Here is a 23,862-nt window from a genome sequence, read left to right on the forward strand (position 1 = left end):
TTTTTGTTAAAAAAGGTATTGTGGATAGAGAAGATATATCTAAAATTATTATCAATAAGATAGTTGATAAAAGTGAAGTAGCTAAGGCAATGTTTGCAGATTCAGGTTCAAAAATAGGTTACTTTTTTATTGATGACCTATTGCCTCAGGAAATTGTAAGTAGGATATATGAAGTTTTTCCTAATTCAGACCAAATGGTTCTTAAAAAAAGCATTAGAGAAAATAAATATGTTGCTGCTCAAATGAATAAATATCACCCTCTTCTTGAAGAGATAATATATGCATTTCAGGATGAAAAGGTGGTAGCTTTAATTGGGGAAATTTGTCAAATAAAAGAAGCGATTCCAGATGAGTTTCTTTATGCTGGTGGAATTTCAATGATGGGAAAAGGTCAATTTCTAAATCCGCATTTAGATAATTCTCATGATAAGGATCGGGATAGATGGAGGGTTTTGAATTTATTATTTTATGTTACTCCAAATTGGGAAGAAAATTATGGTGGTAATCTTGAATTATGGCCAGAAGGATTATCAGGTCAGCCAGTTACAATTCATAGTAGATTCAATAGATTAATAGTAATGGCTACTCATAACAAGTCATTACACTCGGTGTCTCCAGTAGTTTATGAAGGTTTCAGATGTTGTGTGTCAAATTATTATTTTTCAAAAGTACCTTTGTTATCAACAGATACATTTCATGTAACCTCTTTTCGAGGTCGTCCAGAACAAAAACTGATTGATGCAGTTTTACAGCTTGATACTTGGACTAGAATGTTAATTCGTAAATTATTTAAAAAAGGAATTAAAGAAAATCCACACGTATATAAAAAGTAGCAAAGTTTAATTAAACCGTCCTTTGAACAACCTCAAAAATCTTAGCGTCTTCACATTTTAATGTTTTGGCAGGGAATTTCATTAGCAACGCATAATCGTGGGTAGCCATGATGATGGTTTTACCGTTTTGATTAATTTTTCGCAGTACATCTAGTACTTCAGCACTAGTTTGTGGGTCTAGGTTTCCAGTAGGTTCATCGGCTAGAATAAGCTCTGGATCGTTCAATAATGCTCTTGCAATTGCAACACGTTGTTGCTCTCCTCCTGAAATCTGATGAGGCATTTTGTTTATATACTGTTTCATACCCACTTTGTCGAGTACTTCGTCAATTTTTTGGTCCATCTCTTCTTTTACTGTCCATCCAGTAGCTTTTAAGACGAATATCATATTGTCTTTGATACTACGGTCAGGAAGTAGTTTGAAATCTTGGAAAACAATCCCTATTTTTCTTCTTAAATACGGAATGTCATTTTCTTTTAAGCCTACTAAATCAAAGTCTACAATATGTCCTTCACCTTCGTTCAAGGGTAAATCAGCATATAGAGTTTTCATTAAACTACTCTTTCCTGAACCTGTTTTTCCAATGATGTATATAAATTCACCTCGATTTACTTCAAGCGTTATATTAGATAAAATGGTTTTATCTTCTTGAGAAATAGTTACGTTTTTTAAAGAAAGTATAGGTTGTGACATGATAGATTTAATTTATTGGGTAAAAGTAATAAGATAACGGTTGTATTCAAAATAAATTTCATTAAATAGAAATTAAAGTCATTCTATAAATTGAAGCATTTTTGTTTGGGTAGTTAAAGTTACTCACTTTAATTTATTTGTGTGATTTTATTTATTGCTTCACTCTGTTTTTATTGGCATTATTATTGGTTGTTGAAAACAATGTTATAATAAAAGTTAATTTCAGTTCGTTATAAACGTTAGAATATGATACATTTGAATATAAAAAAAAATAAAATGCATAAATTTTCACGGTTCTTCATTTTGTTGGTTTTTTCTAGTGTTGGCAATCTTTCTGCCCAAAAATCAGCAGTATATACACACGAATTAAAGAATTTTGACAAGGCGGTATCCTTGTATAGAGATGGTCAATATGCGTCCTCATTAACCCTTTTTGAGCAAGTGTACATAGAGTCTAAAGACCAAGAAGTTAAATCAGATTGTTCTTATTATCAGGCCAGTGCTGCTATTCATTTGGACCGTGGTAACGCTGGTGATTTGATAGATCGTTTTCTAACAGAATACCCAACAAGTGCCAAAAGTAATCAAGCTAATATTGAAATAGCTCAGTATTATTTTGAACAAAAAAACTATTCAAGTGCTTTACGATATTTTCAAAAAGTTGAGGAGTATCAACTGAAGAGAGAAGATAGAGATAAATTTAATTTCCAAAAAGGATATTGTCTTTTTAATGCTAAAAATAAAAAAGAAGCTACTATTTACCTGAATAAAGTGGTGAAGTCCCCTGAGTATGGCTCACAAGCTAAATATTACCTGGGGTTTATGGCATATGAGGGAAATGATTATTCTCAAGCTAATAAATATTTTGATGAAGTGTCTGGTGATGATAAGTACAAAGAAAAATTGTCTTACTATCAAGCGGATATGAATTTTAAACAAGGGAATTTTCAAAAAGCAATTGAGTTAGGTGAAAAAGCGATGGCAAAATCTACAGCTATTGAAAAATCTGAATTGAATAAAATTATTGGTGAAAGTTATTTTAACTTAAAAAAATACGACAAAGCTATTCCTTATTTGACAGCATATAAAGGAAAAAGAGGAAGATGGAGCAATACCGATTATTATCAATTAGGATATGCTTATTACAAGCAAAATAATTTAGAAAGTGCCATTTCCCAATTTAATAAAATCATTAATGGTAAAGATTTTGTGGCGCAAAATGCCTACTACCATCTAGGCGAAAGTTATTTGAACCTAAATAAAAAACAAGAAGCTTTAAATGCTTTTAAAAATGCATCCGAAATGAATTTTGATGCTACTATTCAAGAAGATGCTAGCTTGAATTATGCAAAATTAAGTTATGAAATTGGGAATTCTTATCAAAGTGTACCAGCGGTATTATTAGGATTTATTAACAAATATCCAAATAACACTAACAGACCAACTATCGAAAAATTATTGATTGACTCCTATATTTCGTCTAAAAATTATGATGAAGCTTTGGTGCTTTTAGAAAAAAGCAAGAGACCTGAGAACAAATTAGCTTATCAAAAAGTAACTTTTTACAGAGGATTAGAATTGTTTACGGATAGAAGTTATCAAGAGGCTCAAAAAATGTTTAAAAAGTCAATAGATAATCAAACGGATGCTGAGTTTACTGCAAGAGCTACTTTTTGGAAAGCTGAAACTGAAAATATTCTAGAAGATCATAAAAATGCGTTGTTGAGTTTTAAACAGTTTATGGGGCTCCCACGCGCTTATGTAACTTCTGAATATAAAAATATTAATTACAATATTGCCTACGCTTATTTTAAGTTGAAAGAATACGATCAAGCGGGTGATTATTTTCAAAAACAGATTGAAAAAGAAAAAGGGGATAAAGATCGCTTAAATGATTCATATTTACGTTTGGGTGATTGCCGTTTTGTAAATTCAAAATATTATCCAGCTATGGAAGCTTATAATAAAGCTATTGAGTATAATGGATTTGATGCTGATTATGCTTATTTTCAAAAAGCACTTTGTTATGGTTTTGTTGGTAAGAGTGACAAAAAAATTGACGAATTGAACATGTTTATTAAGCTATATACGAAATCAAGTTATAGAGACGATGCTCTATTTGAATTGGCTAACACTTATGTGGCGACAAACAAACAAGATTTAGCATTGAAAACATACGATCGTTTAATTGAAGATTATAAAAAAGGTTCTTTTACACCAAAAGCAATTTTACGCCAAGGATTAGTGTATTATAACTCAGATAAAAATGATTTGGCCTTAGCCAAATTTAAAAAAGTAGTGACTGATTTTCCTAAAAGTCCCGAAGCACTAGAAGCTGTTTCAACATCTAGGTTAATTTATGTTGATAGTGGACGAGTGAATGAATACGCTACTTGGGTTCGAACATTGGATTTTGTTGCTGTTTCAGATGTTGAATTGGATAATGATAGTTACGAATCGGCTTATAAACAATTTGAACAAAAAAATAACAGTCAAGCTATTTCTGGATTCAATGCCTATATTTCAAGTTTCCCTAGAGGTTTACATAGTTTACAGGCTAATTTTTATTTGGCTCAATTGTATTTTACCGAAGGTCAGGAAGCCAAATCGGTTTCTAATTATGAATACGTGGTCAATCAATCACGAAACGAATTCACGGAGCAATCATTGACTAGATTAGGGCAAATTTTTCTAAAAAATACTGATAAAACTAAAGCGATTTCAATATTAGAGCGTTTGGAGAATGAAGCAGAACTGTCTCAAAATAAGGTTTTTGCGCAGTCTAATTTGATGAAATGTTATTATGACAAAAAAGATTATTCACGTTCGGTGATTTATGCCGAAAAGGTTCTGAATAGTTCTAAAATAGATGATAATGTAAAAAGTGATGCTCAAATTATCATAGCGCGTTCTGCTATTCAAACTGGTGATGAAACAAAAGCAAGAGCTGGTTATACTAAAGTATTGGCTATTGCAAAAGGAGAGTTGGCAGCCGAAGCATTATATTATGATGCTTATTTTAAAAATAAAGATGGCAAATTTGAAGCTTCAAATGTTAGTGTTCAAAAAATAGCGAAAAGTTATTCCAGTTATCGTTATTATGGAGCCAAAGGTTTAGTGGTAATGGCTAAAAACTTTTATGGTTTGAAAGATAGTTTCCAAGCGACTTATATATTGGATAATGTAATTAAGAATTTTACGGATTTTCCAGATGTTGTATCAGAGGCTAAAAAAGAATTAGACAGTATCAAAGCCGAAGAGTCTAAAACAAATTCATCGATAACAAATTAGTGTATTAAGAAATAGAAATATAAACCTATTAGCGACTTTCAGCTATTTCTTGTATAGAGAGATTTAGAGGAGAATTAAAGAAAAAAAATATGAAATTTAATTTCCAGCATAAAACAATAATTGCAATTGCATTGGTGAGTTTTCAGTACACCTTTGCTCAGAAAAAAGACAACATAGGTTCAGAAGAAGTTACTGTTGTAAAATCATACAACCCATCTATTTCAGATGCTTCAAAAATAAAGGAAACACCTTCGCTGGATGATGATGGTAATACCAAAAAAGAAACTATTAAGTATTCTATTTTTTCTTTTCCAGTGGCTTCTACATTTGCTCCGCTGAAAGGGAAAGCAGAAGGGGTAGAAAAATCAAAAAAAGCCCATTTGTATAATAATTATGCAACCTTAGGTTTTGGGAATTACAGAACCTTAAATGGAGAGTTGTTTGTTAATCAAGAGTTGAATAACAATGATTATGTAGGAGGAATGTTTCGTCATTTATCCTCCCAAGCCGGAGTTAATGATGTAGAATTACCAAGTGATTATTCAAATACTTCAGTTGATTTGACTTATGGGACAGATTATAATGACGCTACATTTAATTTTGATTTAGGATATAAAAACCAAATTTACAATTGGTATGGTTTGCCAATGGATTTTGGAAGTTTTCAAACTCCGCAGGATAGAGCAAACTTAATTAGTAGTATTAATCCAAAACATTCCTATAACACTTATTCAGTAGGTGGTAGAGTTCATTTTAGTGATAGTTTTATTAATGAAGCACAATTGAAGTTTATTCATTTTGCAGATACTTTTGGCTCTGCAGAGAATAGATTTTATGCTAAGCCCTCTTTTGAATTTGAGGTAGGGGATGAACTAGTGAAAACTAATTTGATTGTGGATTATGTTGGAGGTAGTTTTGAGCATAATTATGCAAGAAATAATGTAGCGCCAATTAAGTATGGGTATACCAATATTGGAATTAGCCCGAGTTTTGTTATGTTAAAAGACGATTGGACTCTAAATTTAGGAGCGAGTATTTTTTATAGTTTTGGTTTAGAAAATGCGAAGAATGCTTTATTTGTTTATCCTCAAGTTACCGCTTCTTATAATGTAGTAGGGGATTTGATGATATTTTATGCAGGTGCGCAAGGTAGTTTAGAGCAAAACTCATATCAAAATTTTGTGGATGGAAATCCGTTTTTATCACCTACAATGGGGGATAATGGTACTTCAGGTTTTATGAGACCAACAGACAAACAATATGATATATTTGCTGGTTTGAAAGGGAAATTGGCTAACAATGTGAGTTATAACTTGAGAGCATCTTATTTGAATGAAAAGAATAAGGCATTGTTTAAAAGTAATGATTATAATGAAAATGCCTCTAACGAATTCTATGCTTTTGGAAACTCATTCCAGGTGGTGTATGACGATATGAAAACATTGAGTTTTACAGGAGATTTAAAAGCTAGTTTTTCTGAAAATGTAACTTTTAGTATTGGTGGTTCTGTATACAGTTTTAAAAACGATTTTCAACAAGAAGCTTGGAATTTACCAACAGTTAAATTAGACTCCAAATTAGATTTTAATATTACTCAAAAATGGTTTGCTGGAGCGCAAGTTTTCTATGTTGGTGAAAGGAAAGACCTGCAGTTGAATACAGATATACTTTATCTAGTCCAACCTGACCCTATTATTTTGGATAGTTATTTTGATGTTAATGCTCATGTTGGTTATAAACACAATGAGCGTTTAACCGGATTCTTAAAAGTAAACAATATCACCAATCAAAATTATCAAAAATGGTTGAACTACCCTGTTCAAGGGTTGCAAATTGTTGTTGGAGCCAATTATAAATTCGATTTTTAAATCTAGTTTTATCCCTAAGGTCTTTTTAACCGCAAAGAGCGCTAAGTTTTACGCCAAGTTCACAGAGTTTTTTTATATTTCTTTGCTGTTCTTTGCGAAATCTTAGTGCTCTTTGTGTTTATAAAAGGTTATTCTGTGAAAGGAATCGCAACACGGATTTTATCCCATCCTAAGTTTAAAATGATGCCATTATCAGCTTTGGTGAAAACCGCAGAAAACGCTTCTAGCGATTCTTCGGCTTGAGTAACTGGCACCACAAGTCTGGCAATGTCGTTTTTAGTTTTATAAGTGTAGGCACCCCAAACATTAGTGTCTTTGTTGATGATGATGGTATAATTATCTTTTTCAGGAATAGTAAATAATGAATAAGTGCCAGCTTTTATTTTGGTTTTTCCCAAGTACATATCTTTGTAAAAAGTGATTTCATTGGCTTCATTTGCTCCTGTTCTCCAAACTTTTCCGTTGGGAGCTAATTCGCTTATACTACGACCTTTTAACTGTGGTCTGCTGTAGTATATTTTTACTGATTTGGTTGCTTCCTTATGATCGGTTGGGTAAGCAGCAACGTCCATAGGACTTTTGTCTAAAGCTGGGAATTTTTGAGAATAAACATTAAAAGATAAAAATAGGGAAACTCCGAGTGCAATAGAACTGATTAATGTTGTAGTTTTCATACTGTTGATTGAATTGATTAGAATTTAAATTTATCGATTGCTTTCGGAAATTGGTAAGATTTGGTGTTAAAATTTTAAAATGAATCTAATGGCACTATAGAATAAAACCCTAAATTTGTTTTTTATACATTGAAATTCTTAGTATCTCAGTAATTAAGAATCTTAGCTCCTCAAAAAAACAGATGACTTTCAAACAAAAAATTTACCAACATTATTTACGACTAGTACAAGATAGAATCGATGTTTTCAGAGATATGATTTCGGGATTGACAGAGGATTCAAAAAATGATGCCAAAGGTTCCGCAGGCGATAAACATGAAACCGCTTTATCCATGATGCATTTGGAACAAGAAAAATTAAATTCCAAATTAGTTGAGGTTTTACAACAAAAAGCAGTTTTGGATAAAATAAATCCAGAAATAAGTTCAGAAATTATTTCATTAGGAAGTTTAGTGAAAGCTAATGGGATTTATTTGTATCTGTCTTTGGCTTTGCCAAAAATAAATATTGATGGAGTAAATGTGATTGCACTTTCGCCACAATCACCTTTGGGAAATAAATTGATGGGGAATGCAGTAGGATTTACATTTGAGATTAATGGAACGAAGTATTTGGTTGAGAGTGTTGAATAATAAAATCCTTTAAAATCTGCTTTGCTTGTTTCCGAGTCATCGGTGTTCGAGTCATGAGGTTTTTCTAAACAATGCCTAAAAAGGACTATCTCTTTGATAAATTATGATTTTTAGATTCCTTCTTTTATATTCATAACTATCGAAATCATTACTAAAAAATAGGATTCCCTAAAAAAAACTTTCGTAAATTCGCGACCTTAAAAGTTTGACGATTAAACGAAATAAAATTATGAGTAAAACAATGACAGTTGACATCTTGTCGAGTATTAAAGGAGCACAGCCTTCGGAGTCCGTGAACAAATTATTTGATGTGATTAAAAATGCGCATCCATCTAATGAAAATGCTGCCAATAATGTCAATCGTAATTGTGTGTCAGTAAGTAGTTTAAGAGAAGATGTGGTAATAGAGAGTTCGGCTATTGAAAAACAACTTATACTAGAGAATTTCCCGAACAAGAAAAACGGTTTTTTGGTAGTTGCTAAAGTTATAGAAGGATAAAAAATGGATTCTCAGATAAAAAAAATACACCAGCAATTGGTGTCTAAACAAATTACTTGTACAGCTTTGGTACAAGAAAAATTAGACTTACTTAAAGAAAATAAATACAACTCAGTCAATTCTTTGTTAGATAATTTAGCGTTAGAATTGGCGGCTAAAGTGGATGCTAAAATTGCAAATGGTGAAACTATCGGTTTGTTAGAAGGTATTCCGTTTGGGATTAAAGATGTGTACATGCTGCAAGGAACTTACACTACTGCAAGTTCTGAGTTGTTGAAAAATTATAAATCACCGTACACGGCTACTGCTATTCAAAAATTATTGGATGCAGGTGCTATTCCGTTGGTAAAAGAAAACTGTGATAGTTTTGGTCACGGTTCGTCTAGCGAAAATACGATTTTTGGAGCGGTGAAAAACGCTATTAATCCAGAATTGGTAGCTGGAGGTTCCAGTGGAGGTTCTGCGGTAAACGTAGCCAAAGAGTATACGGTTTTTTCTATTGGAGGAGATACGGGAGGTTCGATTCGTCAACCTGCGGGTTATAATGATATTTACGGATTCAAACCTACTTACGGAAGAATTTCACGATACGGATTGATGGCTTATGCGTCTTCTACGGATTGCGTGGGACCATTGGCAAAATCATTAGAAGATATCCGCATTGTTTTGAACGTGATGAGTGGAAAAGATCCAAAAGATCAAACTTCTATCATTTCAAACGAAATTAGCGAAGAGGCTGTTGCAACTTCAAAAGTGAAAACGGTGGGTTATTTCAAAAATTTCATCGAAAGTGAAGCAATTGACACCCAAGTAAAAGCGGATTTCTTAGCTGCTATCGAAAAAATTAAAGCCAAAGGAATTGCTGTAAAAGAATTGGATTTCTTTAAATCGGATATTTTAGTTTCGACTTATTATACCTTGGCAATGGCGGAAACTGCTTCAAATTTGTCTCGTTTGGACGGAACCAATTACGGAAACCGAATTGAAGGAGAAAATTTAATAGATACCTATGCGGTGACTCGTTCTGAAAATTTTTCAGAAGAAACCAAACGCAGAATCGTAGGAGGGAACCAAGTATTGTCTCAAGGTTTTTCGGATGAAATCTATTTGAAAGGATTAGCTGTAAGAGACCAGATTTCGGAGAATTTCAGCAAAGATTTCGAAGAGGTAGATATCGTTTTATCGCCAGTGACACCAAGTACGCCTCCTAAAATTGGAGATAGTTTGAAAGATCCGTTGGCGATGTACTTGTCGGATGCTTATACGGTTGGATTTAGTTTAGGGCAATTGCCAACTTTAACCGTGCCACAAGGAACAAGCACTGGACTTCAAATTACAGCAGCAAAAAATAATGATGAATTAGTATTGCAATTTGCAAACTTCTTAAAAGATACACTATAATGGAATTGGAGCAATTAACAGCGGCATTAAAAGCCCACGATTTAGAATTGGTAATCGGACTAGAAACGCACGTCCGATTGAATACCAAAACCAAGTTGTTTTGTTCTTGTCCCAATCAAGAAATTGAAACACCGAACCAAAATATATGTTCAGTTTGTACTGGGCAAATGGGAGTTTTGCCAGCTATCAATAAAGAAGCGATTACCAAGGCGATTTATTTTGGCAAAGCGGTAGAATCATCCTTTAGTAATGAAGTGATTTCTTGGGATAGAAAGCATTACGAATATCCTGATAACCCAAAAAATATTCAAATAACGCAGTTTCATAATCCTGTGATTCCTGATGGAAAGGTTTCTTGTTACCGTAATGACGGTTCGCAATTTACGGTAAATCTAACTCAGGTTCATATTGAGGAAGATGCGGCCAAATTAATGCACGAAAAGAAAATTTCGTTAGTTGATTTTAACAAAGCGGGTGTTCCTTTGATTGAAATTGTAACCGAACCTTGTATTCGCAATATAGAAGACGCTTCGACCTATGCGCAATACATTCAGCGTATTGTTCAGAATTTAGGAATCTCTGAGGCCAATTTGGAAAAAGGAGAATTCAAATCGGATGTTTCGGTTTCATTGCGTAAAATCAACTCGAATGTTTTGAACCCAAGAACCGAAATCAAAAACTTGAACTCGTTTAAGTTTATGGTCGAAGCTTTGAAAGAAGAGGTAGAAAAACAGTTCAATTATTACGAAGAACACAAAGAATTTAGACCTGACCAAACAACGGTTTTATGGGATGCCGATTTGAAGCAAACCAAAACGATGCGTAAGAAAGAATTCGAAGCGGATTATCGTTTTATTTCAGAGCCAGATTTACCGTTTGTCAACATCAAAGCGGAGATAGAAGCGATTTCTGTAGATACTAGTGCCTTACCTTATGCAGTGGAATCAATTTTGATTGGTGGCGGTGTTTTACCTCAAGACGCTAAATTTTTCACGGCTGATGCTTTGCGTTCAAGAACGTTTGTGACATTAAACGATAAAATCAATGATCCTTCATTTGTGGCTAAAACGTTGGCAAACAATATCAAGGCAGAAGATTATGCTAAAATCCATAATATTGAGCATTTAACAACCATTTTTGTGTTGTTTAAAGCAGAAAAAATTACGGCAGTTTTAGTTCAAAATGCCATTGCGGGTTATTTGAAAGATCAAAATTTTGATTACAACAAATACTTTGCAGACAATACCATCTCTGAAGATAAAATTCAAGAAGTAATTGAAAAAGTACTTTCAGAAAATGAGGCTGTTGCCAATGATGTCAAGGCAGGAGATCAAGGAAAAGCTGGTATTTTGGTTGGAAAAGTTTTGGGAATCATCGGAAAAGGAGCGAATGGTAAAGTAATTCGTCAGATTATTTTAGATAAATTATCCGTAGGGACGGTAGGGGCAGGTCGCGACCTGTCCGTACAAAATCCAGAAAATAATGCCGTAGGGACAGGTCGCGACCTGTCCGTACGCGAGCTGTCCGTACGAGATTCATCCGCACAAGAAGAATCCCTTCCTGAAATTCCTATCATTATAAAAGATACGTACCGAACTCATAAAATTTCACAATTATCGGAAGCTAACATCAACGAAGAAGTGATGTTGTCAGGTTGGGTAGCGAGTGTGCGTGACCACGGAGATTTGATGTTTATTGATTTGCGTGATTCAAGTTATGAGATTTTCCAAGTTAATCTTAGTAGAGAAACTTTTCCTAATATCGATGAGTTGGTAAAATTGAAGCCAGAATCTGTGATTTCGGTAAAAGGAATTGTAGTAGGTCGTAACGAAGACGATTACAATGCAGGTTTACGTACAGGTAAAATCGAATTAAAAGCATCTGAATTAGAAGTTTTAAACTTGTCTAAAACCTTGCCTTTTGAGATTAAAAGAGCGGCCAAAACAAATGAGGCAACTCGTTTTCAATACAAGTTTTTGGATCACAGAAATGAAGAGGTTCGTAGAGCGATTGTTAACCGTCATAAAGTAATTAAGTTATTGCGTGACATTCTAGATAACGAAGAGTTCTTAGAAATTGAAACGCCAATTTTGAGTGCTGGTACCGATGAAGGAGCACGCGAATTTATTGTGCCTACTCGTAAAGGAGCAGGGATGTTTTATACGTTACCGCAAGCACCACAGCAGTTCAAGCAAATGTTGATGGTGAGTGGGTATGAAAAGTATTTCCAAATTGCACGTTGTTTTAGAGATGAGGATTCTCGTGGAGATCGTCAACCCGAATTTACGCAGTTGGATATCGAAATGGCGTACGCAAGTATGCAACAAATTATCGATTTGAATACGAAAATGTTCAATGAAATTGTAACCAAAATTTATGGTAAAAAATGGATTTTACATCCGTTTGAAGTGATTACCTATAAAGACGCGATGGATTTCTATGGTTGTGACCGACCTGATTTGCGTTACGGTTTAAAAATGCAAGACATTACCGAAATCGTAAAAGATACCACTTTCCAAGTTTTCTCTAAACCAATTGAAGATGGAGGAATCGTAAAATGTATCAAAGTTTCGGCTGCAGAGCAAGGAAATAAGCGTATGTCGAAAGGGCAAATCGAAACCTTAACTGCTGTGGCGCAACAACACGGTTTAGGCGGATTAGCTTATATTATTGTGAATGAAGGCGAATTGCAATCACCAATTATTAAGTTCTTGGGTGAAGAGATAGCAGCTGGAATTATCAAAGCTACTAATGCGCAAGTAGGTGATATTGTATTCTTCTCGGCGGCAGATTATGCTACGGCAAATAAAGCCTTGGATGCTGTACGTCAAGAAATGGGAAGAATGTTGAACTTGATCAATCCAAAAGAATTGCGTCCGGCTTGGGTAGTTGATTTTCCAATGTTTGAGAAAACAGATGAAGGAAGATGGACGTTTACACACAATCCGTTCTCAATGCCTGCTATCTATGATTTGAAAAAGCATATGGATGGTAAAGAAGAAGAAATCGGAACCATCATCGCACAACAATACGATATTATTTTGAATGGTTACGAAATAGGTGGAGGATCTGTTCGAGCACATAAATCGGAGATTCTTGAAGCAACTTATAGAAATATGGGGTACAACAAAGAAGAAATGATGAAAAGTGTAGGAACGATGTACAAAGCTTTCCAGTACGGTGCACCGCCACACGGTGGAATCGCATGGGGAATTGATCGTTTGATGATGATTTTGGAGAAAAAAGCTTCGATTCGTGAGGTAATGGCGTTTCCTAAAACAGGTTCTAGTGAAGATTTATTATTCGGAGCACCATCGATTTTATCAGACCGTAAAGTGGAGGAAATGAATGTGAAGATTATGAGAAAGTAGATTTCTCAAATTCTATAAATAAAATAAAAGCGGATTCGTATTGAAAGTATGAGTCCGCTTTTTTTATAAATATTTTTTAACCGCAGATTCGCAAATTTTTTAAATAATTTAAAATTTAGAAACCACTAAAAGCGGAATTAGCGCAAATTTATTGGTCACAATTAATCAAATATAAATTTCTAAAGAAAAATCTGCGAATCTGCGGTTGTTTTCTGCTTGCATTTTTTCTCTGTTTATTTTGTATGAAGTTGTAATTAGGATCTCGGTTTATTAAGACCTCTATCATAAAGCACAATACTTCCTGCAACGGATACATTTAAGCTATAATGTGATTTGAATTTTACTAAAAAATGGCATTTTTCAATGGCTGCTTTTGAGAGTCCGTTGTCTTCGGCACCTAGTAGGTACACGCAACGTCTTGGGTGTTCAAAAGTTTCTAAATCTTCGGCTCTTTCGTCAAGTTCTACGCCAACTAAGCGAGCCCCTTTGGGTAGGTTTTTTAGGAAATCTTCAAAGGTTTCGTAATGGAAGTACGGCATTGATTTTACGGCATTGTGTGTGTCGCAAGCTTGTTTGGCATAGCGGTTTCCGATGGTAAAAATAAAGCTAGCGCCTAAATTTTGCGCTGAGCGCCATAAAACACCTAAGTTTTCAGGAGTTTTTCCGTTTAATATTCCGATTCCGAAATATTCGTTTACAAAGTTGTCATTCATGGTGTAAAAGTACAAACTGTTGTTAGTATTTTCAAATATTATTAGCATACTGATTTTGCGGACAGGTAGGTTTTACATGAAATTAATTTACTGTTGCATTTTTATGTAGTTCTATTTTAAGTTTTTTAAATCTGACAAATCTGCGTAAAAAAATAAGCACGCAGATTTAGCAGAATTACGCAGGTGCTATTTTGAAACTAATTTTGATGAATGTTGTTTGTGGAGTAGTGTGCACGGACTTGCGTGAGGGATAGAAGCAATCCGCCATAGCGGAGCGGATAGCCCGACAGCACTAAGTAAAGGGGCTTAATAAGCGCAATCAAAAGTAAGCCCCTTTGCTTAGTGGTGGCACGCCCAAATAATAATCAAATTCAAGAATCAATATTTTAATGGAAATTGATTGTTGTTTTGCTGATTTTTACTGTCGAAATTGACAATTTTTGTTAATAACTTAAGTGGTTAAAACTCTATTTAAGTCGTGTTCTAAATTCTGTTTTTATATATTTGTTCGTTAGACAAAAAAAGTACATTTTAGAATAAAAAATATGAGCGAAGAAATCAAGAAAGAAAATAATTATTCAGCTGATAGTATTCAGGCGTTAGAGGGAATGGAGCACGTAAGAATGCGTCCTTCCATGTATATTGGAGATGTAGGTGTTCGAGGACTTCATCACTTGGTTTATGAGGTTGTAGATAACTCTATTGATGAGGCAATGGGAGGTCATTGTGATACCATTAGAGTCGATATAAATGAAGATGGTTCTATCTCGGTTGAAGATAATGGTCGTGGTATTCCAGTTGGAATGCATAAAAAAGAAGGAGTCTCTGCGCTTGAGGTTGTAATGACTAAGATTGGTGCTGGAGGTAAATTTGATAAAGACTCTTATAAAGTTTCTGGAGGTTTACATGGTGTAGGGGTTTCTTGTGTGAACGCCTTATCATCTCACTTAAGAGCGACTGTTCATAGTAGTGACGGAAAGATTTATGAGCAAGAGTACGAAAGAGGAAAGGCTTTGTATCCTGTAAAACAAATTGGTGATACTACTAAAAGAGGGACCATTGTAACTTTTTATCCAGATCCAACTATTTTTACGCAAACTACAGAGTATTCATACGATACGTTGTCTGCTCGTATGCGTGAATTGTCTTTCTTGAATAAAGGAATTACGATTACGTTTACAGATAAAAGAGAAACCGATAAGGATGGGAATTTCCTTTCGGAGGTGTTTCATTCGAATGAAGGATTGAAAGAATACATCCGTTACCTTGATGGAAACCGTGAGCCAATTATTGGGCATGTAATTTCAATGGATAGCGATAAAGGCGAGATTCCTGTTGAAGTGGCTTTGATTTATAACACTAGTTATGGAGAGAATATCTTTTCTTATGTGAATAATATCAATACACACGAAGGAGGAACGCATTTACAAGGTTTTAGAAGTGGTTTGACAAGAACCCTTAAGAAATATGCGGATGCTTCTGGAATGTTGGATAAGTTAAAGTTTGAAATTGCTGGGGATGATTTCCGTGAGGGATTGACTGCAATTATTTCGGTAAAAGTAGCAGAGCCACAATTTGAAGGGCAAACTAAAACCAAATTAGGGAATAGAGAAGTAGTTTCGCCAGTAAGTCAGGCTGTTGCCGAAATGCTGGAGATTTATTTGGAAGAAAATCCAAATGATGCTCGTGTTATTATTCAAAAAGTAATTTTGGCTGCTCAAGCGCGTCACGCTGCTAAAAAAGCGCGTGAAATGGTGCAACGTAAAACTGTAATGGGTGGCGGTGGATTGCCAGGTAAATTATCTGACTGTTCTGAGCAAGATCCTGCAAAATGCGAGGTGTATCTTGTCGAGGGAGACTCGGCGGGTGGAACGGCTAAGCAAGGTCGTGACCGTAATTTTCAAGCAATTTTACCATTAAGAGGTAAGATTTTGAATGTTGAAAAAGCAATGCATCACAAAGTTTTTGAAAATGAAGAGATTCGAAATATTTTCACTGCACTAGGTGTAACTGTTGGAACTGAAGAAGATAGTAAAGCTCTGAATATTTCAAAACTACGTTACCATAAAGTAATCATTATGTGTGATGCCGATGTCGATGGTAGTCATATCTCAACTTTGATTTTGACATTCTTCTTTAGATTTATGAAAGAATTGATTGAAGAAGGGCACGTATATATTGCAGCACCACCTTTGTACTTAGTTAAAAAAGGAAACAAGAAAGAATATGCATGGACGGATGATCAACGTGATCAAGCCAACGAAAGAATGGGAGGAAATGCCGCTATTCAACGTTATAAAGGTCTTGGAGAGATGAATGCAGAGCAGTTGTGGGAAACGACAATGGATCCAGATTTCAGAACCTTACGACAAGTAACTATTGATAGTTTAGCTGAAGCTGATCGTGTGTTTTCGATGTTGATGGGGGATGAAGTTCCGCCACGTAGAGAATTCATCGAAAAAAATGCAGTTTATGCAAATATTGATGCTTAATTTAGTATTTTAGAGCAGTCGTTTTATAAATGGCTGTTTAAATAACTAATTAACTGATTAAATTGTTTAATATGAAAGTGTCAATAATAGGTGCAGGTAATGTAGGTGCAACTTGTGCGGATGTAATCTCTTATAGAGGAATAGCGAGTGAAGTAGTGTTATTAGATATTAAAGAAGGTTTTGCCGAAGGGAAAGCGTTAGATATCATGCAATGTGCTACAAATACTGGTTTTAACACTACCGTTTCAGGGGTGACTAATGATTATTCTAAAACTGCTAATAGTAATGTAGTAGTAGTAACTTCTGGAATTCCTAGAAAACCAGGAATGACTCGTGAAGAGCTCATCGGTATTAATGCAGGAATCGTTAAGTCGGTAGTTCAAAATGTATTGGAATATTCGCCTAATGCTATTTTTGTCATTGTTTCCAATCCTATGGATACTATGACTTATTTGACATTGAAATCAACGGGCTTGCCTAAAAATAGAATTATAGGAATGGGAGGGGCGTTAGATAGCTCTCGTTTTAGAACTTATTTAGGGTTAGCTTTAGATAAACCAGTAAATGATATTTCAGCTATGGTTATTGGTGGTCATGGTGATACGACTATGATTCCGTTAACACGTTTAGCGTCATACAATGGAATACCTGTAACACAGTTTTTGTCTGATGAAGTGTTACAAAAAGTAGCTGCAGATACAATGGTAGGAGGAGCTACTCTTACGGGATTGTTAGGGACTTCAGCTTGGTATGCACCAGGAGCATCGGTTGCTTTCTTAGTGGATAGTATTTTGAATAATCAAAGAAAAATGATTGCTTGCTCTGTTTATGTAGAAGGGGAGTATGGGCAAAATGATATTTGTATTGGTGTTCCTTGTATTATTGGAGAAAATGGAGTAGAGGAAATTTTAGATATTAAGTTAAACGAAACTGAAAAAGCATTATTCGCGAAGAGTGCCGACGCTGTTCGACAGATGAATGATGCCTTGAAAGCTATTTTAGGATAAAAAATAGACCATATAAAAGTAAAGACTGCACTTTTGCAGTCTTTTTTTTGAGATTAATTAATAAATAAATTGGTTAGTCTTGACCAGAATTATATATTTGCTCGGTTTATTAAAATAATACAATTTAATTTTTTCTTTTTAGACATAAAAAGAAGGTATAGGTATGTATTTTAGGATTTAAAATAAAAAATAATATAAATAATAAAATAATTAATTTTTAGTAATAATGCAGAATAAAGGACTTATTAAATTTTTCGCAATTCTATTTGCATTGGTAAGTATTTACCAACTCTCTTTCACATTTGTTTCGAGTTCAATTAAAAGTGACGCAAAAGCTTATGCCGCTGGAGATCCTGATAAAGAATTGAAATACTTAGATTCTATTAGTAAAGAAAAAGTGTTTAACTTAGGATTTGTTGATTTTACTTTTGATGAAGTAAAAGACAAACAAATTAATAAAGGTCTTGACTTAGAAGGTGGTATCAATGTGATATTGCAAATTTCTGTAAAAGACATTTTGAAAGGGTTGTCTAATAACTCTAAAAATCCTGTTTTTAATAAGTCTTTGGCAGATGCTACTGCTAATCAAAAAGGAAATCAAACGTATATAGATGCTTTTTTTGAGGCTTTTGCTGCAAATTCAAAAGGGACTGTAAAGCTAGCTTCTCCTGATATTTTCGCAAACCGTTCATTGCAAGGTGAAGGTGGTGTTGATTTTCAAATGTCAGACGCTGAAGTTCAAAAAGTAATCAAAAGAAAAGTTGATGAGTCAGTAGAAAGTGCTTTTGGTGTACTTAGAAAGCGTATTGATAAATTTGGGGTTACACAACCAAATATTCAAAAATTAGGAGAATCTGGACGTATCTTGGTGGAATTGCCAGGTGCTAAAGATGTGGATAGAATTAAAAAATTATTACAAAGTACAGCTCAATTAGAGTTTTGGGAAACTTATAAAGTTGAAGAAATCGGAAACTTTTTAATGGCTGCTAATGAGTCGTTGAAAAAAACTGAAATCAATAAGGTTGAAAAGAAAGCAGTTGTTAAAGATTCATTGAGTGCTTTATTAACGGATGCTAAAGATTCTACTGCTACTAAAGCGGGTAATAATCCTTTATTCGATAAAATGTTATCACAAGGTGGTGGTCCAATTTTAGGATTATTCGCGCCAAAAGATACGGCTGTTATTAATAGTTATTTAAAAAGAGCTGATATTAGAGTTTTATTAGCTCCAGAACAGCGTTATGCTAAATTTGTTTGGGGTAAATTGACAACGATCAAAGATGCAAAAGATAAAAGTGTTGATGCTGTTGAGTTATATGCATTAAAAGGAAATAGAGATAACGTTGCTGCTATGAGCGGTGGTGTTGTAACTGACGCTAAAGATTCGTTTGACCAATTAGGAAAACCTTCTGTTTCTATGCAGATGAGTGGACAAGGTGCAAAAGCTTGGGAAGCATTAACGGCAAGTGTGGCTGCTAAAAAAGGAGCAATTGCTATTGTTTTGGATAATGTTGTGTATTCTGCACCAAATGTGAACGAAGCTATTTCTGGTGGAAGTTCAATCATTTCAGGGACATTTGATGTAACTGAAACTAAAGATTTAGCAAATGTATTGAGAGCAGGTAAATTACCAGCAGCAGCTGATATTGTTCAGTCTGAAGTGGTAGGGCCATCTTTAGGGCAAGAAGCTATTGATAATGGAACTACTTCTGCAATTATTGGGATGCTTATCGTTTCTCTTTGGATGATGGTATATTATGGAAGAGCAGGTTGGTATTCAAATATTGCATTGGCAGTCAACTTACTTTTCTTGTTTGGAATCTTAGCAAGTTTAGGTGCAGTACTTACATTGCCTGGTATTGCGGGTATTGTATTAACAATGGGTACAGCGGTAGATGCGAATATTATTATATATGAAAGAGCCAAGGAAGAATTACGAGATGGTAAAACGCTTGAAGAAGCTATAAAAACTTCTTATAGTTGGACTGGAGCGATGTCTTCAATCACAGATGCTAACGTAACGCATATTTTAACAGGTGCAGTTTTGTTTATCTTTGGTTCAGGACCAATTAAAGGTTTTGCTACTACTTTGTTAATTGGTATTGCTACTTCATTGTTTACTTCTATTTTTATCGCAAGAATCTTTTTGGATAGAAATTTAAGATCTAAGAATGATTTAACTTTCGTTACTAATTTCTCTAAAAAAATATTCAACAATTTCAATTTTGATTTCTTAGGAAAGAAAAAATTAGCTTATATATTTTCAGCTATCGTTGTTGTTGTTAGTATTGTATCATTATCTACTAATGGATTAGATCAAGGTGTGGATTTTGTAGGAGGTAGAACTTTCCAAATCCGTTTTGAGAAACCAGTTGAAGCAGAAGTTGTGAAAGAAGAATTGACAAAAGTTTTTGGAAGTGCTGAAGCAAAAGTATTTGGTAATGACAATCAATTAAAAGTAACTACAAAATACAAAGTTCAAGAGCACGGAATTAAAGCTGATCAAGAAGTTAATAAACTTTTGTTCGAGTCTTTAAAGCATCATTATGCTGCTGATTTGACTTATGATAAGTTTATCAATGCGTATGATGGTAAAAAAGTTGGGGTTTTACAAGCTTCGAAAGTTGGACCTACAGTTGCTGAGGATATTAAAACTAATGCATACTGGGCTGTTTTAGGTGCTATGGTGTTAGTGTTTTTATACTTAATGATTAGTTTTAGAAAATGGCAATACAGTTTAGGAGCTATTACAGCGGTTGCCCATGATGTTATTTTCGTATTGGGGATTTACTCTTTATGTTATAAGTTTATGCCTTTCGGAATGGAGATAGATCAACACTTTATTGCTGCAATCTTAACAGTTATTGGTTATTCGATGAATGATACAGTAATTGTATTTGACAGGGTACGTGAGTTCTTAGCAGGAAAAACAAAAGGTAACTTTTCTGAAATTGTAAATCAATCGATTAATACAACGATGTCTAGAACAATCAATACGTCATTAACAATGATTGTGGTATTGTTGATTATGTTTGTATTTGGTGGAGAGTCTATTAGAGGATTCATCTTTGCTATGCTTGTTGGTATCATAGTAGGAACCTATTCTTCATTGTTTATTGCAACACCAGTATTAGTGGATACAATTTCAAAAGAAGATAAATCAATTGTTGAAAGACAACATGAAGCGGCTTAAAAAGACCGAATAGTTTTTTAAAAAGACTCAACTTTTAGTTGGGTCTTTTTTTATGGATAATTAATAAATTGATTATATGATTCAGTTTTGTTCTCTGAATTGTTATTTTTGGTTTAATAATAGTTTTAACAATGGAAATAAAAAGTTTGCATAAAATTCTTTGTTTGTTTTTCGTTTTTGTTTGGTGTGCGGTTTATTCCCAAGCAGAAAATCATACAATCTTTATAGGACTAAAATCTGGTTTTGGAAATGAGTTTGAAAATTCTAATTATACTTTTACCAATGAATATTATAAATTAGAATGGAATTATCAATTGAAAAAGTCTAGCGTTTTTACGTACGAATTAGTAGTCCAGCCTGAAATTAATTTTGGTACCCATCAGCTTTTGAATTTCTATTTTGTGCAACCAGAAGAGTATAATTACTTAGAAAGAAGAGAGAAATATACAAAAATGAAGGATATTAATCAATATATTGTAAATATTGGTGGTATAGTTAGAACAGCAATATATAGAGGGTTAAGTGTTTATGTTCAGGCTAGTGTAGGGCCAATGATTTCCGATACAGAAACGGAACGATTATCAAAAGGATTTGCTTTTTCGGATGTGTTTGGTTTTGGCATTTCTATAGAGAAGTACAATCTCAGATTAGATTTAGGGGCTAATGTCAGACATGTGTCTAATGCTGGACTGCAAAGTTCAAATGCTGGTTTTAATACCAAAAATATAGAATTAGGACTTCTTTATAAGTTGTAAATGCAGCAGCTTATTTTTTATTTTTTTACTTTAATTATTCCTAATTCTGTCTCGTTTTAATTTTATTAGAGTCTCAAATTTTATATATTTACTAAATATTGACGTAATGAAATTCTTCCGTTTGGTTCAATTGTAAATGATTTAAATTATGAAAAAAAAAATCCATACATTAAGTTTTCTTAGTTTAATTTTCTTTTGTTGTTATACTGGTCTGTTTGCTAGCTCATTAATTGAGAATGCTAATGTTGATTATGTTAATGAAAAGGTTATTTTGAACTCAAAAATGAGCGTTTTCAATCACCCAAATCTAGATGTTCTTGCTCCACCAGCACCTGTTGTAAATTCTCCAATATATTATTGTCAAAATAGTGTTGCTTCGCCACTAACAGCTACAGCTTTGAGTGGTCATACTTTAATTTGGTATGGTACAGCTGCAACAGGAGGTATACCAACAACTACAGCGCCGACACCTTCTACTAATTCAGTAGGTACTACTACTTATTATGTTAGTCAAACGGATGGTACGGCTGTAAGTCCTCGTGCTTCTATAGTTGTGAATGTAGTGGCGGATAACGGTTCTAAAATTTTACTTTTAAGATGTGATCCAACTCAAATCGCTGCTGCAGATAAATACTCTTCTGTTTACTTTGATTGGACGAATACTCTTGGATTGCCTAATCAATACACTTATTTTTATACTGTTAATGGTGGTCCTGCAGTTAACGGAACTACAGGTCCTTCTAATTTACAGGTTTTTGGGTTATCACCAGGACAATCGGTAACGTTGACTTTATGGCATACTACCTACCCTTGTGATCGTTCGGTTATAACATGTACTGTACCTTGTAGTCCTACTACTGTAAATCCAAATTTCGCTCCCATTCCGCCTATTTGTTCAGGTTCTGTAGCTCCAGTTTTAGGACCTACATCTCCTAATGGTATTTCAGGTACTTGGTCACCGGCAGTAATAAACAATACAACTAGCGGAAGTTATGTTTTTACACCTAATCCAGTTTTGTTTCCTTGCGCATCTACGCAAACTTTAAATGTCACCGTATTGCCTGTGGCTTCTCCAGTTTTTAATGGTATACCATCGACAGTTTGCCAAAATACAGCAGCACCAGTTTTACCTACGAGTTCAAATAATACACCTCCTATAACTGGAACATGGACACCTTCGACTGTAAATACAGCGGTTTTAGGACCTGTAACTTATACGTTCAATCCTAATCCAGGACAATGTGTTACAGCATCACCTACAACGGTTACAATTACGGTAATACCAAACAATGTTACGCCTACATTTAATCCAGTAGGTCCTATTTGTTCTGGTGATGCATTAGCGCCATTACCAACAACTTCAAATAATGGGATTACAGGGACTTGGACTCCAGCAATAAATAACACGACTACAACTACCTACACTTTTACTCCAACACCTGGTCAGTGTGCTTTAAATACGAGTATGACTATAACGGTTAATCCTAGGGTAAATCCAACATTTACTGCAGTATCTCCAATATGTTCAGGAGGTGCATTGGCTGCATTATCTACCACATCAAATAACGGATATACTGGAAGCTGGTCTCCAGCAATAGATAATACGAAGACAACAACCTATACTTTTACCCCTGATGCGGGCCAATGTAGTACTATATTTAATATGACTATAATTGTAAATCCAATTATAGAACCTAATTTTAGTTCGGTACCTTCAGTGGTTTGTGAAAATTCTGGAAACTATGTTTTACCAGCTGCTTCTGAAAATACGCCGCAAATAACAGGTACTTGGAGTCCTTCATTTGTTGATAGTTCTGTTTTAGGAACGACTAATTATGTGTTTACTCCTGATGCAGGTCAATGTGCTAGTAGTAAAACGCTAGCAATAACTGTTAAGCCTACTAATAATTTAGTCGATTTTCAGTGGACGGTTTCTGATGCCTTTGCAGAGAATCAAATTGTAACGATAAATGCTACGCTACCAGATGATTATTTATATCAAATGGATTTTGGACCTTTACAATCAAGTCCTATTTTTGAAAACGTATCTTATGGGCTTCATACTGTAACGGTTATTGATCCTGCTGGATGTAGTTTTCCGATTACTAAATCGAATATCCTCGTAGTTGATTTTCCACGATTTTTTACTCCAAATGGTGATGGACTAAATGACTCATGGAATATTGTTTCATTAAAAAATGATATAAATGCAAAAATAAATGTGTTTGATCGCTATGGTAAGCTTTTAGCGGAGATTAGACCAAATGGAGCTGGCTGGAATGGTTATTATAATGGAAACCCAATGCCTGCAACAGATTATTGGTTTCAAATTGATTATGTAGAAAATAACGTAGTTAAAAAGTTTCGATCTCACTTTTCTCTAAAGAGATAATAAGAATAAATAAAGGTAAAAAGAAAAGCGGGTATTCACTAATTGGA

At 34.3% G+C, this 23,862-nt stretch carries 15 protein-coding genes; 12 read left to right on the forward strand and 3 right to left on the reverse strand.

Features of this window, described 5'->3' with window-relative positions; translation table 11 throughout:
* Positions 1 to 20: 20 nt before the first annotated feature.
* On the forward strand, positions 21 to 833 hold the full coding sequence (locus SLW70_RS09630; RefSeq protein ID WP_320888109.1) for a 2OG-Fe(II) oxygenase: 813 nt from the start codon (positions 21 to 23) through the stop codon (positions 831 to 833).
* A gap of 10 nt (positions 834 to 843) precedes the next feature.
* Here the strand turns inward: SLW70_RS09630 and SLW70_RS09635 are convergent, their stop codons facing one another.
* Complete coding sequence (locus SLW70_RS09635; RefSeq protein WP_320888111.1) at positions 844 to 1,527, reverse strand: cell division ATP-binding protein FtsE; 684 nt, start codon at positions 1,525 to 1,527, stop codon at positions 844 to 846.
* A 276-nt stretch (positions 1,528 to 1,803) separates the two neighbouring features.
* Here SLW70_RS09635 and SLW70_RS09640 point away from each other — a divergent pair, with 276 nt between their 5' ends.
* Together SLW70_RS09640 and SLW70_RS09645 are read left to right on the forward strand one after the other, a co-directional pair.
* Positions 1,804 to 4,818 carry a tetratricopeptide repeat protein gene (locus tag SLW70_RS09640; RefSeq protein ID WP_320888112.1) on the forward strand — a complete coding sequence of 1,005 codons (3,015 nt, stop codon included), beginning with the start codon at positions 1,804 to 1,806 and terminating at the stop codon, positions 4,816 to 4,818.
* Between the two features lie 89 nt (positions 4,819 to 4,907).
* Positions 4,908 to 6,686, forward strand: coding sequence for a TonB-dependent receptor (locus SLW70_RS09645; RefSeq protein WP_320888113.1), 1,779 nt, complete (start codon positions 4,908 to 4,910; stop codon positions 6,684 to 6,686).
* Between the two features lie 128 nt (positions 6,687 to 6,814).
* On the opposite strand, the gene SLW70_RS09650 is transcribed toward SLW70_RS09645, so the two are convergent.
* On the reverse strand, positions 6,815 to 7,360 hold the full coding sequence (locus SLW70_RS09650; protein ID WP_320888114.1) for a DUF2911 domain-containing protein: 546 nt from the start codon (positions 7,358 to 7,360) through the stop codon (positions 6,815 to 6,817).
* A gap of 182 nt (positions 7,361 to 7,542) precedes the next feature.
* Between SLW70_RS09650 and SLW70_RS09655 the strand changes: the two genes are divergently transcribed.
* The 4 genes from SLW70_RS09655 (at position 7,543) to gatB/aspS (ending at position 13,263) form a co-directional block, all read left to right on the forward strand.
* The gene (locus tag SLW70_RS09655) at positions 7,543 to 7,992 is read left to right on the forward strand and encodes a hypothetical protein (protein WP_320888115.1); all 450 of its coding nucleotides are present in this window, start codon (positions 7,543 to 7,545) and stop codon (positions 7,990 to 7,992) included.
* A gap of 229 nt (positions 7,993 to 8,221) precedes the next feature.
* Positions 8,222 to 8,491, forward strand: coding sequence for a hypothetical protein (locus tag SLW70_RS09660; RefSeq protein WP_320888116.1), 270 nt, complete (start codon positions 8,222 to 8,224; stop codon positions 8,489 to 8,491).
* A gap of 3 nt (positions 8,492 to 8,494) precedes the next feature.
* Positions 8,495 to 9,892: an amidase gene (locus SLW70_RS09665; RefSeq protein ID WP_320888118.1), complete on the forward strand. Its 1,398-nt coding sequence runs from the start codon at positions 8,495 to 8,497 to the stop codon at positions 9,890 to 9,892.
* Positions 9,892 to 13,263 (forward strand): bifunctional amidotransferase subunit GatB/aspartate--tRNA ligase AspS, encoded by a 3,372-nt coding sequence (gatB/aspS, locus tag SLW70_RS09670; protein ID WP_320888120.1) that lies wholly within the window; start codon positions 9,892 to 9,894, stop codon positions 13,261 to 13,263. The genes SLW70_RS09665 and gatB/aspS overlap by 1 nt, the downstream gene beginning before the upstream one ends.
* Before the next feature lie 254 nt (positions 13,264 to 13,517).
* Here the strand turns inward: gatB/aspS and SLW70_RS09675 are convergent, their stop codons facing one another.
* Positions 13,518 to 13,976 (reverse strand): RNA methyltransferase, encoded by a 459-nt coding sequence (locus SLW70_RS09675; RefSeq protein WP_320891780.1) that lies wholly within the window; start codon positions 13,974 to 13,976, stop codon positions 13,518 to 13,520.
* 545 nt (positions 13,977 to 14,521) lie between these two features.
* On the opposite strand from SLW70_RS09675, the gene gyrB reads away from it, so the two are divergent.
* From gyrB to SLW70_RS09700, 5 genes are all read left to right on the forward strand, one after another.
* Complete coding sequence (gyrB, locus tag SLW70_RS09680; protein ID WP_320888122.1) at positions 14,522 to 16,468, forward strand: DNA topoisomerase (ATP-hydrolyzing) subunit B; 1,947 nt, start codon at positions 14,522 to 14,524, stop codon at positions 16,466 to 16,468.
* Between the two features lie 71 nt (positions 16,469 to 16,539).
* On the forward strand, positions 16,540 to 17,475 hold the full coding sequence (mdh, locus tag SLW70_RS09685) for a malate dehydrogenase (protein WP_320888124.1): 936 nt from the start codon (positions 16,540 to 16,542) through the stop codon (positions 17,473 to 17,475).
* A gap of 226 nt (positions 17,476 to 17,701) precedes the next feature.
* On the forward strand, positions 17,702 to 20,668 hold the full coding sequence (gene secDF, locus SLW70_RS09690) for a protein translocase subunit SecDF (protein WP_320888125.1): 2,967 nt from the start codon (positions 17,702 to 17,704) through the stop codon (positions 20,666 to 20,668).
* Positions 20,669 to 20,799: 131 nt separating this feature from the next.
* Positions 20,800 to 21,423, forward strand: coding sequence for an acyloxyacyl hydrolase (locus SLW70_RS09695; protein ID WP_320888126.1), 624 nt, complete (start codon positions 20,800 to 20,802; stop codon positions 21,421 to 21,423).
* A gap of 148 nt (positions 21,424 to 21,571) precedes the next feature.
* On the forward strand, positions 21,572 to 23,815 hold the full coding sequence (locus SLW70_RS09700; RefSeq protein ID WP_320888127.1) for a T9SS type B sorting domain-containing protein: 2,244 nt from the start codon (positions 21,572 to 21,574) through the stop codon (positions 23,813 to 23,815).
* Positions 23,816 to 23,862: the final 47 nt, after the last annotated feature.

Origin of the sequence: Flavobacterium sp. NG2 (assembly GCF_034119845.1) — a bacterium.
Classification (GTDB): domain Bacteria; phylum Bacteroidota; class Bacteroidia; order Flavobacteriales; family Flavobacteriaceae; genus Flavobacterium.

Excerpts from the sequence above, each read along its gene's own strand:
- SLW70_RS09650 (WP_320888114.1), bottom strand. The coding sequence starts at position 7,360 with ATGAAAACTACAACATTAATCAGTTCTATTGCACTCGGAGTTTCCCTA.
- secDF (WP_320888125.1), top strand. The coding sequence starts at position 17,702 with ATGCAGAATAAAGGACTTATTAAATTTTTCGCAATTCTATTTGCATTG.
- gyrB (WP_320888122.1), top strand. The coding sequence starts at position 14,522 with ATGAGCGAAGAAATCAAGAAAGAAAATAATTATTCAGCTGATAGTATT.
- SLW70_RS09640 (WP_320888112.1), top strand. The coding sequence starts at position 1,804 with ATGCATAAATTTTCACGGTTCTTCATTTTGTTGGTTTTTTCTAGTGTT.
- SLW70_RS09635 (WP_320888111.1), bottom strand. The coding sequence starts at position 1,527 with ATGTCACAACCTATACTTTCTTTAAAAAACGTAACTATTTCTCAAGAA.
- SLW70_RS09675 (WP_320891780.1), bottom strand. The coding sequence starts at position 13,976 with ATGAATGACAACTTTGTAAACGAATATTTCGGAATCGGAATATTAAAC.
- SLW70_RS09655 (WP_320888115.1), top strand. The coding sequence starts at position 7,543 with ATGACTTTCAAACAAAAAATTTACCAACATTATTTACGACTAGTACAA.
- SLW70_RS09695 (WP_320888126.1), top strand. The coding sequence starts at position 20,800 with ATGGAAATAAAAAGTTTGCATAAAATTCTTTGTTTGTTTTTCGTTTTT.
- SLW70_RS09660 (WP_320888116.1), top strand. The coding sequence starts at position 8,222 with ATGAGTAAAACAATGACAGTTGACATCTTGTCGAGTATTAAAGGAGCA.
- SLW70_RS09645 (WP_320888113.1), top strand. The coding sequence starts at position 4,908 with ATGAAATTTAATTTCCAGCATAAAACAATAATTGCAATTGCATTGGTG.
- SLW70_RS09665 (WP_320888118.1), top strand. The coding sequence starts at position 8,495 with ATGGATTCTCAGATAAAAAAAATACACCAGCAATTGGTGTCTAAACAA.
- gatB/aspS (WP_320888120.1), top strand. The coding sequence starts at position 9,892 with ATGGAATTGGAGCAATTAACAGCGGCATTAAAAGCCCACGATTTAGAA.
- mdh (WP_320888124.1), top strand. The coding sequence starts at position 16,540 with ATGAAAGTGTCAATAATAGGTGCAGGTAATGTAGGTGCAACTTGTGCG.
- SLW70_RS09700 (WP_320888127.1), top strand. The coding sequence starts at position 21,572 with ATGAAAAAAAAAATCCATACATTAAGTTTTCTTAGTTTAATTTTCTTT.